Origin of the sequence: Anaerotalea alkaliphila (genome assembly GCF_010179735.1) — a bacterium.
GTDB classification, from domain to species: Bacteria; Bacillota; Clostridia; order Lachnospirales; family Vallitaleaceae; genus Anaerotalea; species Anaerotalea alkaliphila.
On sequence record NZ_JAAEEH010000011.1, the window covers coordinates 17104 to 30494 of the forward strand.

Genomic DNA, 13391 nt, shown 5'->3' on the forward strand with positions numbered 1-13391 from the left:
TTGATCATGCTTCCATTCTCCTTTTGATGTGCTCCATCAAATATACTAAGAACCGGGAAGATTGTCAACTTTTGTTTTTCTAAAGTAAACAATGCGCACTTGGGGTCTGTCCCCAAGTGCGCATTGTCAACGATTACCGGTCACTCCCCCAGCAGGCCGAACTTCCTGACCACCCGCCCAAGAATCCGGGACCACTTCCCTCCGAAGAGCAGCAGGAAGGTGGCGTTGGCCAATGCATGGGAGAGGTCGAAGTAGGCGCTGGCGGCGAAGGCCCCCGCAAATGCCTGCCAGCTGAGGGGATGCAGGAAGCCCAGGACGAACCAAAGGTTCATGATCCATCCGTAGAGGAAGCCCCAGACGAAGCCGAAGGCGGCCCTTCCCCAGGGCCTGTGCATCCAGGGGAGCCGCCGCAGGAGCCCCGCCGCCAGCCCCATGGACCCCCAGGCCAGCATCTGCCAGGGGGTCCATGGTCCCTGGCCCAGGAACAGGTTGGACACGATGGCGGCGGTGCTTCCGATGACGAAGCCGGACTCGGCCCCCAGGGTCAGCCCCGCCATGATGACGATGAAGGAGGTGGGCTGGACCCCCGGGATGGCGGCGAAGGGCACCCGTCCCATGGCCCCCAGGGCCGCCAGGGAGGCCACCAGCACGATCTCCTCGGCCTTCATGTTCCGCCGCTCGAACCGGAGGTAGAAGGGCAGGATGGAGAGCACCACCAGGAGGAAGCTTATGGGGAGGTAATGGCCCATCGCGCCAACACCCCCTCCTCCGTGACCTCCTCCGGCAGATGCTCCCGCACCGTCCGGTGGACCATGGTCGTGTAGTAGTAGTTTTCGGTGAAGAAGACGGAGGGCTCCGCCACGGCCAAAAGGCCTCCGTCAAAAAGCAGGCCGCACCTGTGGGCATGGGCTGCGGCGAACTCGATGTCGTGGCTCACCATCAGGATCGTCTTCCCCTTTTCCAGGAGCTGTCCCAGCCATCCGGCCAGGGCCTGCTTGGCCGTGGGGTCCAGGCCCTTGGTGGGCTCGTCCATGAGGACCAGCGCCGGGTCTGCCAGGAGCACCAGGGCCAGGACCAGCTGCTGCTGCTGCCCGCCGCTGATGTCGAAGGGGTGCTTGTCCAGGACCGGCTCCAGCCGGAAGAGGCGGACAAGGGCATCCATCCGCTCCCGGTCCCCAAGGTCCAGGGACTTCGCCCGGTCCTCCAGCTGTTCCCGCACCGTCTCCCGGGTGAAGTAGGCCAGGGGGTTCTGCCCCACATAGCCGATGTCCCCTGGAGCCAGGCGGGTCTTCAGCTTCCCCCCCTGGTGCTTCAGGACCCCGGCCAGCACCTGCAGCAGGGTGGACTTGCCCGCCCCGTTCCCGCCCAGGAGCACGAAGAACTCCCGGGGATGGAGGGTGAAGGAGACCTTCTGCAGGACCTGGGGCCCTTTTTTCCCGTACTGGAAATGCAGGTCCCGGCACTGGAGGAGGGGTTCCTCCTTGGGCGCCTCCCCCCGGATGCCCTCCGGCCTTTCCCCGAAGACGCCGGGCCGCCGGACCCAGTAGCGGTCGAACCAGCGTTTCCCGGCCTTCACGGTCAGGGGGACGGGGCCCTCCTTCCGGTCCGCCTCCATCTGGAGGTAGAGGCGGCTGATTGCGGGAAGGTAGGGGGCGAATCCGGGGGCTTTTGCCTCCCAGACCTGGCGGACAACCGTCTCCGCCTTTCCCTGGTGGACGATCCGTCCCGCCTCCATGAGCAGCACCTGGTTCGCCCGGGGAAAAAGGGCCTCCAGCCGGTGTTCGCAGAGGATCACCGTGACGGAGAGCTCCTGGTTGATGCGCGTCAGCAGGTCGGTGAAGGCGCTGGCGGCGATGGGGTCCAGCTGGGCGGTGGGCTCGTCCAGGAGCAGCACCTTGGGCCGGAGCATCATCACCGCAGCCAGGTTGAGCTGCTGCTTCTGCCCCCCGGAGAGGGTCTCCACCGGCTGGTGCAGCCAGGACTCCATCCCGAAAAAAGGGACCACTTCAGCCATGCGTTTCTGCATGAGGGATGTGGGGTAGCCCAGGTTCTCCATGCCGAAGCAGAGCTGCTGCCACACGGTGTGCATCACGATCTGGTTGTCCGGGTTCTGGAAGATCATCCCGATCTCCTCCGCCGCCGTCCGGAGGTCCAGGTCCTCCAGCCGGTTCCCGTTGTAGAGGACGGTCCCCTCCCGTTGGCCCGCGGCCTGGACCTGGGGCTTCAGCAGCCGGAGCAGGGTGGTCTTCCCGGAGCCCGTGGGGCCGCCGATGAGGACGAAGTCCCCGGAGCGCACGTCCAGATCCACCCCGTCCAGGGCGGGCTCCGTCTCTCCAGGATACCGGAAGCTTAGGTTTTGGATTTGATAATCTGCCATTGTAGGGTCTCTCCTATGTTCATGAGGATGGGAAGGGCGCACCAGAACAGGAATGCCCCATAGTGGGGGAGGTGCAGTTCCAGACCGGAAAGGAGGGGGTAGAAAACCATCTGTCCTCGTCCCCACAGGCTTCCGGCCAGGATCGGGAGGGCCAGCCCCCCCAGCAGGACCAGCACCCCCTTGTCCCTGCCTTCCATCCGGTAGGCGGCGAAGGTGCTCCGGGGGCCGCTCCCGTAGCCGCTGGCCCGCATGGCAACCGCCATGTGGAGGGATTCCTCCAGGGTCCAGACAACCAGGGTGTTGAGGAGTTCCATGGCCTCCCGGATCCGGGCGGTCCTCTTCCCTCCCCCCAGCCTGCCCTGGGTCTTGGCCGCGGCGGCGATTTCCCGCAGGCGGCGCTTCAGCAGGGGGACCAGCCGGAGGACCATGACGATCACGAAGGCCGTCCGGGGGAGCCCCGTCCCGGTCAGGTACAGGAACCTGTCCAGGGTGATCACCTGCCGGGCCGCCCCGAAGCCCAGGAGCATGACCGAGAGGGTCAGGCCGAAGAGGAGGCCGTAGACGCAGGATTCCAGGGTCACCGGCCGGTTCCCCAGATAGCCCAGGATGGTGGCCCCCCGGGTGGAGACCAGGGGGTTGGCCAGGGCCACCAGGGCCCCCATGGCCAGATAGCCCTTCCAAGCCTTGCCCAGGGCCGCCCCCCCGTCCAGCTGCAGGTGCAGCAGGAGGAGGCAGCCGCCGGCCGCCAGCAGGTAGGCGGGATGGACCAGCCACATCACGAAGAGGACCAGTCCGGAAAAATACAGGGCGGCTGCAAGGGGGTGGAGGCTCCGGAAGCCGCCGGTCACGGCTGGGCCTCCCGGACGTCCTTTCCGGCGTCCAGGGTGTACCACCATACGACGGTATCCCCGTCCTCCGGCTCCCATTCCCCGGAGCTCCGGTCCGGGAAGGCGCCGTTCACGCTGTACATCCAGCCGCTGCCCGGCCCCTGGTCGAATTCATACAGGTTGTCGATGGCCTCCACGTAGCCCGCCCTGCCGCTCCCCCGGACGGACAGGTGGAGCCTTTGTTCCTTGGCCATCCGTTGGAGCAGGTCCAGGACGGTGTCCCCCTGCCGGAGGGCCACCGGGGCCGCCGTGCGCAGGGGAGGTGTCCCCACCGGCCCCTGGATGGTGATCGTCACCGTGGGTTGGGTTGTGGGTTCCGGGCTGTTTGCGGCAGTGGTGTCCGGCGCTTTGGGTTCCGGCTGGGCCGTGGTGTCCGGGTCGTTTGCGGCCCCTGTGTTCTCCTGCGCCGGGTCTCCTGTTTCCGTTTTCCCGTCTGCCGTGTTTCCGTCCGCCGTGTTTCCGTCCGCCGCATCTTGGGCGGGATTCCCGGGCGCGTCCGGGGATGCTCCCGCTTCTGTTTCCGTTTGCGTTTCCGTTTGCGTTTCCGTTTCCGTATCTTCCCCAGGTTCCGGCCGGGTGCTTTCCGCTGCGGATTCCTCCGTGGGGAGGGGGCCGTTTTTTCCGGAGTCCCCTTGGGGAGGGGAGGTGCCGCTGCATCCTGTCAGGACCAGCAGCACCAGGAGCAGGGCCAGAAAAGCTCCCTGCGCCTTAGTTTTCAGTTTCCGCATGGATGTCTGCGCCTCCTTCCAGATGGTTCTCATACACGCGGACCAGTACCACCGCGGCCATTTCCCTGGTGAGGGCGCCGGCGGGTTCGAACCGCTGTCCATCCCCCAGCATCAGTCCGTGGTGGTAGGCCAGCTGCACGGAGGTCCGTGCCCAGTCCGCCGCTTCCGCAATGTCCGTCGGGGCCGCCATGGCTTCCGGGGATTCCAGGGCTTCCAGTCCCAGGGCGTTCTCCAGGACCACGGCCATTTCCTGGCGGGTGATGGCCCGCTGGGGCTCGAAGCGGTCCTGTCCCACGCCTTGCATAAAGCCCTGGTCCCGGGCCGTCATGACCCAGCCGTAGTGCCAGTCTCCGGGGGTTACGTCCCCGAAGGCGGGCGCCGCGGACTCCAGGGGTTCCAGGCCGTACATGCGGGCCAGGAGGGTGGCGTATTCCGCCCGGGTTAGGGTCCGTTTGGGGGCCATGCGCAGTTCTTCTTGGCTGACCCCGTCCATCAGGCCGTAGGCAACAGCCTTCTTCATGGCTTCCATGGCCCAGGGGGACACCTGGTCCCCGTCCGCGAAACGGATGGCTAGCAGCGGGTCGGCCGCCGCGTCCGCCATGTGGTAGAATGCGGGCTCCCCTTCCTGGAAACGCCTGTATGCCTCCAGGGCCATGAGGGCCTGCTGGGTGGCGATGGGGTCGCTGCCGCCGTCCCCGCCGTGGGCGAAGCCGCCATCCTCCTGGCGGTAGGCCAGCAGGATGGTGAGCAGGTCCATCTCCGACGGGTCCTGGCCCAGGGTTGTCAGGGCCAGGATGGTCTGGGCGGCGCTTTCGCTGTTCCCGAAGGTCTGGAGATCAAGCCAGGCCAACGCCTCTTCTGTCGCCCGGTCCACCGCCTCTTGGTCCCGGTAGGGAGCCAGGGCCGTGAGGGCCATGGCGGTCAGGTCGATGTCCCCGGGGGCAGCCGGGTCCTGGTCCAGGGCCCAGCCGCCGGCTGTTTTTTGCGCCTTCAGGATTTCCCCCAGGAGCTTCTCCCGGGTCCACAGGGCGCCGGCGGGTTCCGCAAACGTCCCGGAATCCAGCGCCAGGAGGGCGTGGATGGGGCCGTTCACTCCTTGGAGGAGCATGTTGCCGTTTGCCAGCGTCTTCGCCAGCAGGTCATGGCCGAAGAGGTCCTGGGGGTCCTGGCCCAGGGCCGTGGCAGCCAGCAGGATCCGGGCCTGGTCCGTGACCAGCCGGAAGTCCCCTCCGGTTTCCTCCAGGAGGGCCTGCAGGGCGGTCCCGTAGGCTGCGGGCACCGTCTCCTTGCTGCGGGCCAGGGCCAGGGCGTCCCAGTCGGCGAAGTTGTCGTGGATCCGGAAGTCCCGGTTGGCCAGGATCCAGGCCACGGCACCCTTGCGGACCTCTTCCAGCGCCAGCCCGGCGGCCGTTTCTTCCGTGGCGGTCACCTTGGAGGTGGCTCCCAGGTCCACACCCAGGTCGGCGGTGTAACTCCAGCGGATGCTGTCCCCTGACCGCACCCGGGTGGCGCTGGCGCCGGTCTGGGGATAGGCTGTGTTCACGGAGAACATCCAGCCGCTTTCGGGTCCATGGTCGAATTCCGCCAGGCCGTCGATGGAACGGACGTAGCCGCCCTGGACCTGGTAGGGGATGCCCCGATCCGCCAGCACCTTTTCCGTGAAGGAAAGGACGGTCTCGCCCGCCTCCACGGTGTGCTGGGTGGCGCTCAGGATGGTTTTCCCTCCCAGGCCACGGACCGTCAGGCTGGCCTGGCTTCCCCCGGAAGTGGTCCCCCCGCCGGTGGATCCGGTGTCGTTCGGAGACTCGTCCAGATTCGTGTCGTCGGTCGTGTCTGCAGGCGCCTCATAGGCGATGAAGGTGGTGAAGTGGGTGGTCCAGACCACCAGGTCCTGGCCCACCGCTATTTTCCCGGATTCACCGCCTTCCAGCCCTGCGCCGGAGTCCCCCTCCAGCACCCGGGTGATTTCCGTGAAAATCCCGGACTGCAGGAAGCCGGCGGATTTACCGGCCTGCCCGGGGAGCAGGAGGCGCACCGGCCGGTCGAAGGACAGGCTTCCACCGGGATGCCCCACCTCCACCGCGGAGGCAAGGGTGCCTTCCCCGAAGGGCACCGTCGCCGGGTCCAGCATCAGGGGCAGCTGGATCCGTCCATCCCATTGGGAGGATCCGGTGACCTTGGTGCCCTTGGGTATTTCCAGTTGGGTGCTTCCCTCTCCTGTGTGTGCCGTCACCTGGATTTGGGGAAGCATGGCCGTCTTTTTGCCCCCTTCCTCCAGGGGCTGGGTGACCAGAACCGTGGCCGCCACGCCGGTGGAAAGGGTTATTTCCATGGGGATGTCCAGGGCGGTGACCGCCACTTCGTTCTGTTCCGGCAGCAGGGATTCCCCCACAGCCGCCAGGCCTGCGATGACCGAGGCGTTGGTGTTGGAGTTCTCCGGCATGGCGCCCCAAGAGGCGGGCAGGGGCTCGAAGCCTCCGTTCACCTTCTGGCGTCCCGCCAGGAAATCCACGGCCTTGGCGACGGCCTCGTCCACCGTTCCGGTTCCCCGGTAGGGTGCCAGGGCCGTCAGGGCCCATCCGGTGGTGTCCAGGTCCTCGAAATACCCATCCGCATGCTGGCTGGCCAGGAGATGGGAAACTGCCTTTGTTCGGTCCCAGCCTTCCTGGGCGTCCAAGGCCACCATGGCCCAGATGTGCTTTCCCAGATATGCGCCGATGGCGCCGGTGCTCGGATCCTGCTGGGCTGCCAGTTCCCCGTAGAGGTTCCGTCTTCCCCAGGCTGCGGCGGGGTCCATCCCCACGGAGCGCAGCTGGAAAATGGCCTGGATGTGCTCCGTTCCTGTGGCGTCGGCTTCAAATCCCGGGTCGGTTGTCCTGAAGGACTGGTCCGTCCCCCAGGGGGCGGCGTTCAGGTCCTGACCTGCGGCCCGCAGGGCAGTGAGCCCTTCCCAGGAGCTTGCGGGGTTGTGGTTCTCTCGGTACCAGCCCACCGTCAGGGCCAGCGCCTCCCGGAGCCTGCCGGGGGCCCCTTCCAGGTCCACAGGGGTTCCCGGCTGGTGCTTGTGGGAACCCCCATGCCCCAGGTCCACCAGGGCGCCCAGGACCTGGACCACGGAGAACTTCGGCATCCCTTCGATTTCCTGGGTCCACCAGAAGCTGCCGTCCGGCTGCTGGAAACGCAGAAGGGCGTCCAACACGGTGCCTTCCGCCTGGATCCAGCCGCCTTCGGCGGCCTCGAAGCGAACCTCTTCCGGGGTGTAGAGGTCCAGGTTCCAGTTCCCGAAGTGCAGGATGTCCCCCTCGGCAAGCATCTGCTCCGCGGCGCCCACCCAGGGGGATTCCCCGTTCACATAGTATGTCCAGTTTTTTTCGTCCGCCGGGTCCTCCCCAATCTGCTGGACATAAATCCCCCACACGCTTTCGGTGACCGTCAGGGGGATGCCGTTTTCCTGGCAGTAATGGGCCAGGGCCCCCAGGGCGCTGTGCCGGTCCAGGGTGTGCCCGTCCTCTTCAACCTCCCCGGCGGGAATGGTCACACCTTTTTCACGGAACAGGTCCCCCTCCATACCAGTGGCATTCAGGTCGATGGTGAGGTACAGCGTCAGCTGCCAGTTCCCGAAGTGCAGGACGTTCCCGTCGGCAAGCATCTGCTCCGCAGCGCCCACCCAGGGGGATTCCCCGTTCAGGTAGTACATCCAACCGTACTCGTCCGCCGGGTCCTCTCCGATCTGTTGGACATAAATCCCCCACGCGCTTTCGGCGACCGTCAGGGGGATGCCGTTTTCCTGGCAGTAATAGGCCAGGGCCCCCAGGGCGCTGTGCCTGTCCAGGATGTGGCCGTCCTCTTCAACCTCCCCGGCGGGGATGGTCAGGTCTTCCGACTTGAACAACTCGCCCTGCAGGCCCGTGGCCTGGAGGGCGATGGTGATGGCGGCACTTGTCACAGTCAGCGCCCCTTCTGTGGTCGCAGCGGGCTGCGGGGACGTTTCCGTAGAGACCCCCGCCTCCATCGCCTGCAGGGATAGGGGCGAAAGCATTCCCAGGACCAGGATCATGGAGAGCAGATAGGCCGCCAGCCGCTTGTGTATTTGTTTCATGGTGTTTCCTCCTTAATGGAATCAATGGTTTCTATTGCCGGACATTAAAAAAACCCGCAACCGTTCAACGGCAGCGGGGGTTGTGTCATCCTTGAAACATCCTCCTTTCCCCAAATCCGCGTGGGCAAATAATCAAATGGAACAGGCAGGTTTCCTGACTTGGGTTCATTGCCCTGATTGCGTCTTCCCAGGAACATGCGTCCCCAGTGACCGTGCAACCGGCTCTCCCTTACAGTGGCGCGACCGTGCCGGACTCTCACCGGCTTCCCTCGCTGCTTCCGCATATGCATCGGAAGCATCACCTGTTCTTCTTTCAATTGTCCCTTCTACTATAACATCCTTTGGGCCGACTTTCAATGCAAAATGCGCACTTGGGGTCTGTCCCCAAGTGCGCATTTGTTCAGCGTGTTCAGCGGATGAAATTCTGGAAGACCTTCTCCTCCGCCGCCGGCTTCCGGACGGAATCTTTCCCGTTGTCCACAAGCTGCAGCAGCCAGGCCATGTTTTTCCCCAGAATCCGCAGGGTTTGCACACCTTCCACATCCTCCATCACTTCCCCCGGTTCCTTTCCGTGGATGACATTCCAGTAGCAGGATGTGGGGATCAGCATCTCCGATGTGTTCAGGTAGTTCTGCAGCAGGTCCACGGTGGGCAAGCCTCCCGTCCGGCGCACGACCGCCAGCCCGGCCCCCACCTTGTGCCGGAACAGGTTCCCGTTCACGACGGAAACAAAGAACGCCCTGTCCAGGAAGGCCTTCATGGATCCCCCCATGGAGGCAAAATGGACCGGGGAGCCGAACAGGATTCCATCCGCCTCCCGCATCTTTCCGATCCATCCGTTCACGCCGTCGTCTCCAAGGATGCAGGTGCCGTCCCGCTTTCCGATGCAGCCATGGCACGCCGTGCACCCTGACAACACCTTGTCCCCCACGTGGACGACTTCGAACCCGATGTCCGCTTTCCTGAGCTCCTCGCCCACAATCTCCAGCGCTTGCCTCGTGTTACCGTGTTCGTTCGGACTCCCGTTGAATGCCATCACCTTCATGCGATTCCCTTCCTTCCTGTTGTCTTCCTGGTCAACAAAAACATTATACCCCTTGCCGGCGTCTTGCGCACTTGGGGTCTGTCCCCAAGTGCGCATCAAGACCTTCTCACGATGCTCAAACCGATGCCAAGTATCCGGGCGATCTGCACCGTCGACATCCCCTCCTCCTTCAATTCCCGGAGCAACCTGTCCCTGGGACCCTTCGGCCATTCCCCAATCCTCTCGATGTCATCCGCTCTGGAAAGCTCCCGTATTCTCCCGATGACTTCCCTGTCATCCTGCTGCCGCCTTCCCTGCTCAACCGGACACCGGTCTCCCCTGCCCCCCTCATGGAACCGGCGGAATGAGGCAAGCGCCCTCTGCCGTTCCTCGCCAAACAGTTGCAGGACGGGACCTGTTTCACAGATCCTGGGACCGGACATGTACTCCCCGTAGCTGCTCCATGGATGTTCTTCCACAGACCCCACCATTCCCGCTTTTACGGGGTTCAAATGGATGTACCGCAGCGCCGTCAGCAAATACGCCGTATCCTCCACCGCTTCGCTCAGGAAGCGGTCCTGGAACAGGTGTCCTGTCCTTTCATGCCTGCGGTTGTGCCATCCCACATGCTTCGCACCAAGCCGGCGGAACACCTCTTCCAACGGCTCCCGCCCTTCCTTCATCAATAGGTGCACATGGTTTCCCATGAGGCAATAGGCATAGACCGCATAACCGCATGGCTCCCGGTATTCCTGCAGCATCTCCAGGAACCGCAAGCAATCCCTGTCATCCCAGAACACCGTCTGCCTGTTGTTCCCTCTCCAGACCACATGATAGATTCCCGTTTCGCTTTTCATCCTGGGTTTTCTAGGCATTGCGCACCCTCCCCTCCACTGGTGGTTCCATTCTACCAACAAAGACGAGCAACATCAATCCACGCCCTCTGACACCAATGGATGCGCACTTGGGGTCTGTCCCCAAAAGAGCATGCCTGCTGACGATACCCTGCAACCGGTGCGCACTTGGGGTCTGTCCCCAAGTGCGCAAACCAAGCGAACACAAAAAAAGGACCCCGAGAGTCCGTCGTTCTTACTTCACCGTATTCATAATGCGGGTGACAGGAGTTGAACCTGCACGCCGTAGGCGCTAGATCCTAAGTCTAGTGCGTCTGCCAGTTCCGCCACACCCGCGTAGGCGACCGATGCTCCGGGGCGTCCTAATGAGTCACCCGGGGTTCGAACCCGGGACACCTGGATTAAAAGTCCAGTGCTCTGCCAGCTGAGCTAGTGACCCAAACTGGGTAGGAAGGATTCGAACCTTCGCATGCAGGAGTCAAAGTCCTGTGCCTTACCGCTTGGCGACTACCCATCAATCATAATCCGACCAAAACGGTCAAAGGGTGAATAGTGGGATTCGAACCCACGGCCTCCAGAGCCACAATCTGGCGCTCTAACCAACTGAGCTATACCCACCATATGTTCGTCGACCTTTCCCCTGTTTCCCGAAGGCTTGTGGCTGGAGGAAGTTAGTTGTCGACTGCCTGTGAATCTTGTGAAAACCAAACAAATAAATGTGTTGAACGTGCCAGCAGGGATTCGAACCCCGGACAACCGCCTTAGAAGGGCGATGCTCTATCCAGCTGAGCTACTGGCACATAGAGCGGGTAGCGGGAATCGAACCCGCGTATCCAGCTTGGAAGGCTGGTGTTCTACCATTGAACTACACCCGCATGAGTCGGGGTGACAGGATTTGAACCTGCGGCCTCTTGATCCCAAATCAAGCGCTCTAGCCAAGCTGAGCCACACCCCGTCTGCACCGCGACAAGGTCCATGGGCCGCTTTAGCTGTACAGGCTTTCCGCCGGCTTTCGCACTGCTCATCTCTCAGACGCAAGTGTTATTATACGCATTCCCGGGAGTTTTGTCAACAGGATTTTCCCCATTTCTTCAAAAAAGTTTTACCGGCTTTTTACCCTGCATCTCCCCCAGGGAAACATGCAGGATTCCGTCCTCCCCGACCTGGACCAGGGCGAAGGAAGGCCCCCCGCCGTCCCGGGGCAGGGACATGCTCCCGGGGTTCAGGAGGACGGCGTCCCCCTCGTAGCCCAGGAACCGGCAATGGGTGTGGCCGAAGAAGGCCCCGTCCAGGCCCTCCTCCCGCACATGCGCCCGGAGGGTCTCCAAACCGTACTTCACCTGCCGCAGGTGCCCGTGGGTCAGCAGGATCCGCTTCCCATGGACCTCCAGCACCTTCTCCAGGGGGTTCTCCCCGTCCGGATAGTCGCAGTTCCCTGACACCCGGTCCACCGGCAGGTCCGTCAGGGCCTCCAGATACTCCCCGTCGGCTGCATGGTCCCCCAGGTGCACGATCCTGTCGATCCCCTTGTTCCGGGCCAGCAGGGCCTCCACATGCTTCAGGTGGCCGTGGGTGTCACTGATCACCAAAATCGTCATCTTCAAAAATCCCCTCCGCATATTCCATCAGGATCTGCTTCATGGCCTCCAGGGCCTTCCCCCGGTGGCTGAGGCGATTCTTCAGCTCCAGCGGCATTTCCGCCGTGGTGCAGCCATGGGAAGGCACGTAGAAGATGGGGTCGTAGCCGAACCCGTGGTCCCCCTTGCTCTCGTAGGCGATCCTCCCCTCGATGGTCCCCCGGGTGGTGGCCACCCGGCCATCGGGAAAAGCGGCGGCCACCACGCAGACGAACCGGGCGGAGCGGTCCTCCCCGTGGACATCCGCAAGCTTATCCATGATCATCTGGTTCTTGACCGCATAGGGCGTATCCACTCCGGCAAAACGGGCGGAATAGACCCCTGGCGCCTTGTCCAGGTGGTCCACCTCCAGACCCGAATCGTCCGCCAGGACAATCGAATTGCTGGCTTCCATGATCTCCACGGCCTTCTTGATGGCGTTCTCCTCGAAAGTGGAACCGTCCTCCTCCACATCCAGGTCGATTCCGGCCTCCTCCATGGGAACCACGTAGAAGCCGGAACCCTTCATGATTTCATTGATTTCCCTGATTTTCCCCTGGTTCTTGGTGGCAAAGATGATGCGTTTCATGAAGGCCCTACTTTCTGTCGGACAGATAGTCTTCGATCTTGTCCAGGGCTTCCTGTTCGTCCACGCCCTCGGCGCTCACCAGAAGCTCTTCCCCTTCCGGCACCCCGATGGACATCATGCCCATGATGCTCTTCGCGTTCACTTTGGCGTTGTGCACCGTCACATAGATGCTGCTTTGAAACTGGCTGGCCACCTGCACCAGAAGTGCCACAGGCCTGGCTTCCAGTCCCGAGGGGATCTTGACGACAATACTCTTTTCAACCATTTGCTACTCCTCCATTTGCGCTCGCAATTGTTCAGCATACTCGCTGATTTTCCTCAATCTATGGTTCACACCCGATTTTCCGATGGGGTTGCCCAGCATTTCCCCCAGCTCCTTCAGGCTCGCTTCCGAATACTCCAGACGGATCCGGGCCAACTCCTCCAACGCTTCCGGAAGGCGGCTCAGCCCCACGGTCTCTTCGATCAGCTGGATGTCCTGGGTCTGGCGTACCGCAGCCGACACGGTCTTGTTGATGTTGGCCGTCTCGCAGTTCACGATCCTGTTCACGTTGTTGCGCATCTCCTTCAGGATCCTGGTGTTCTCCAGGGACATGAGCCCCACGTGGGCTTCCATGATGTTCAGCAGGTCCACGATCTGCCTTCCTTCCTTCAGGTAAACAACATGGTACTTCTTGCGAAGCACCGTCTTCGCATCCACCTCGAACTGCTGGAGGAGGTGGACCAGGGCCTCGCTGTGGGCTTCCTCCGTATCCACGAACTCCAGATGGTAGGTCTTCTCCGGATCGCTGATGGATCCCGCGGCCAGGAACGCCCCCCGGATATACGCCCTCTTGCAGCAGGTGGTCTGGACCACCAGCGGATGGATCCTCTTCACGAACCCCTCCCCGGACCAGAGCTTGCAGGCCTGGAGGACACGCTTGGTCTCCTCCGCGCCCTTCAGCAGCACATAGTAGGTCCGGTGCCGCTTCAGCTGCATGTTGCTTCTGACGGCGATTTCCACATTCATATTAAATGTTTTCTTCAGCAATGTAAAGTACTTTCTGGCTACGGTCGGATTTTCGGTCTGGAGCTTGATTTCGACCACTTCCCCAGCGGAATCTTTGTGCACTTTTCCACACATGTTGATCATCGCGGCGACCTCCGCAATCTGGCAATGCCTGCCTTCCCCCATGTGCCTGGACAATTCGTGTTTGACCTCTGCTGAAAACGACATC

General features: G+C 62.8%; 11 protein-coding genes, 7 tRNA genes and 1 riboswitch. All 18 genes read right to left on the reverse strand.

Going from position 1 to position 13391, the window contains the following annotated elements; all coding sequences use genetic code 11:
• Window positions 1-140 precede the first annotated feature (140 nt).
• The 18 genes from GXN74_RS05375 to whiA all read right to left on the reverse strand — a co-directional run bounded on the left by GXN74_RS05375 (window position 141) and on the right by whiA (window position 13390).
• Window positions 141-749, reverse strand: coding sequence for an ECF transporter S component (locus GXN74_RS05375; RefSeq protein WP_162369904.1), 609 nt, complete (start codon window positions 747-749; stop codon window positions 141-143).
• Entirely contained in the window at window positions 728-2377 is a 1650-nt protein-coding gene (locus tag GXN74_RS14715; protein ID WP_162369905.1) for an ABC transporter ATP-binding protein, read from the reverse strand. The genes GXN74_RS05375 and GXN74_RS14715 overlap by 22 nt, the downstream gene beginning before the upstream one ends.
• Entirely contained in the window at window positions 2350-3225 is an 876-nt protein-coding gene (locus GXN74_RS05385) for an energy-coupling factor transporter transmembrane component T (protein WP_162369906.1), read from the reverse strand. Before GXN74_RS05385 ends, GXN74_RS14715 begins: the two co-directional genes overlap by 28 nt.
• Complete coding sequence (locus GXN74_RS05390; protein WP_162369907.1) at window positions 3222-3992, reverse strand: DUF4430 domain-containing protein; 771 nt, start codon at window positions 3990-3992, stop codon at window positions 3222-3224. The genes GXN74_RS05385 and GXN74_RS05390 overlap by 4 nt, the downstream gene beginning before the upstream one ends.
• The gene (locus GXN74_RS05395; protein WP_162369908.1) at window positions 3973-8091 is read right to left on the reverse strand and encodes a DUF4430 domain-containing protein; all 4119 of its coding nucleotides are present in this window, start codon (window positions 8089-8091) and stop codon (window positions 3973-3975) included. Before GXN74_RS05395 ends, GXN74_RS05390 begins: the two co-directional genes overlap by 20 nt.
• A gap of 127 nt (window positions 8092-8218) precedes the next feature.
• A riboswitch (cobalamin riboswitch) is annotated at window positions 8219-8412 on the reverse strand.
• Window positions 8413-8500: 88 nt separating this feature from the next.
• Window positions 8501-9136 carry a flavodoxin family protein gene (locus GXN74_RS05400; RefSeq protein WP_162369909.1) on the reverse strand — a complete coding sequence of 212 codons (636 nt, stop codon included), beginning with the start codon at window positions 9134-9136 and terminating at the stop codon, window positions 8501-8503.
• Between the two features lie 95 nt (window positions 9137-9231).
• On the reverse strand, window positions 9232-9990 hold the full coding sequence (locus GXN74_RS05405) for a transposase (protein ID WP_162369910.1): 759 nt from the start codon (window positions 9988-9990) through the stop codon (window positions 9232-9234).
• A 234-nt stretch (window positions 9991-10224) separates the two neighbouring features.
• Window positions 10225-10305 (reverse strand) — tRNA-Leu (locus GXN74_RS05410).
• A gap of 30 nt (window positions 10306-10335) precedes the next feature.
• A tRNA-Lys gene (locus GXN74_RS05415) sits at window positions 10336-10408 on the reverse strand.
• Window positions 10409-10411: 3 nt separating this feature from the next.
• Window positions 10412-10483, reverse strand: a tRNA-Gln gene (locus tag GXN74_RS05420).
• A gap of 30 nt (window positions 10484-10513) precedes the next feature.
• A tRNA-His gene (locus tag GXN74_RS05425) sits at window positions 10514-10587 on the reverse strand.
• A 108-nt stretch (window positions 10588-10695) separates the two neighbouring features.
• Window positions 10696-10769: transfer RNA gene (locus GXN74_RS05430), tRNA-Arg, on the reverse strand.
• A 4-nt stretch (window positions 10770-10773) separates the two neighbouring features.
• Window positions 10774-10844, reverse strand: a tRNA-Gly gene (locus GXN74_RS05435).
• Between the two features lie 5 nt (window positions 10845-10849).
• Window positions 10850-10924: transfer RNA gene (locus GXN74_RS05440), tRNA-Pro, on the reverse strand.
• Between the two features lie 136 nt (window positions 10925-11060).
• Window positions 11061-11567 carry a metallophosphoesterase family protein gene (locus GXN74_RS05445; protein ID WP_246208610.1) on the reverse strand — a complete coding sequence of 169 codons (507 nt, stop codon included), beginning with the start codon at window positions 11565-11567 and terminating at the stop codon, window positions 11061-11063.
• Complete coding sequence (locus tag GXN74_RS05450; protein ID WP_162369912.1) at window positions 11545-12174, reverse strand: XTP/dITP diphosphatase; 630 nt, start codon at window positions 12172-12174, stop codon at window positions 11545-11547. The genes GXN74_RS05445 and GXN74_RS05450 overlap by 23 nt, the downstream gene beginning before the upstream one ends.
• A 7-nt stretch (window positions 12175-12181) precedes the next feature.
• Window positions 12182-12439 (reverse strand): HPr family phosphocarrier protein, encoded by a 258-nt coding sequence (locus GXN74_RS05455; protein ID WP_162369913.1) that lies wholly within the window; start codon window positions 12437-12439, stop codon window positions 12182-12184.
• 3 nt (window positions 12440-12442) lie between these two features.
• On the reverse strand, window positions 12443-13390 hold the full coding sequence (gene whiA, locus GXN74_RS05460; protein WP_162369914.1) for a DNA-binding protein WhiA: 948 nt from the start codon (window positions 13388-13390) through the stop codon (window positions 12443-12445).
• Window position 13391: the final 1 nt, after the last annotated feature.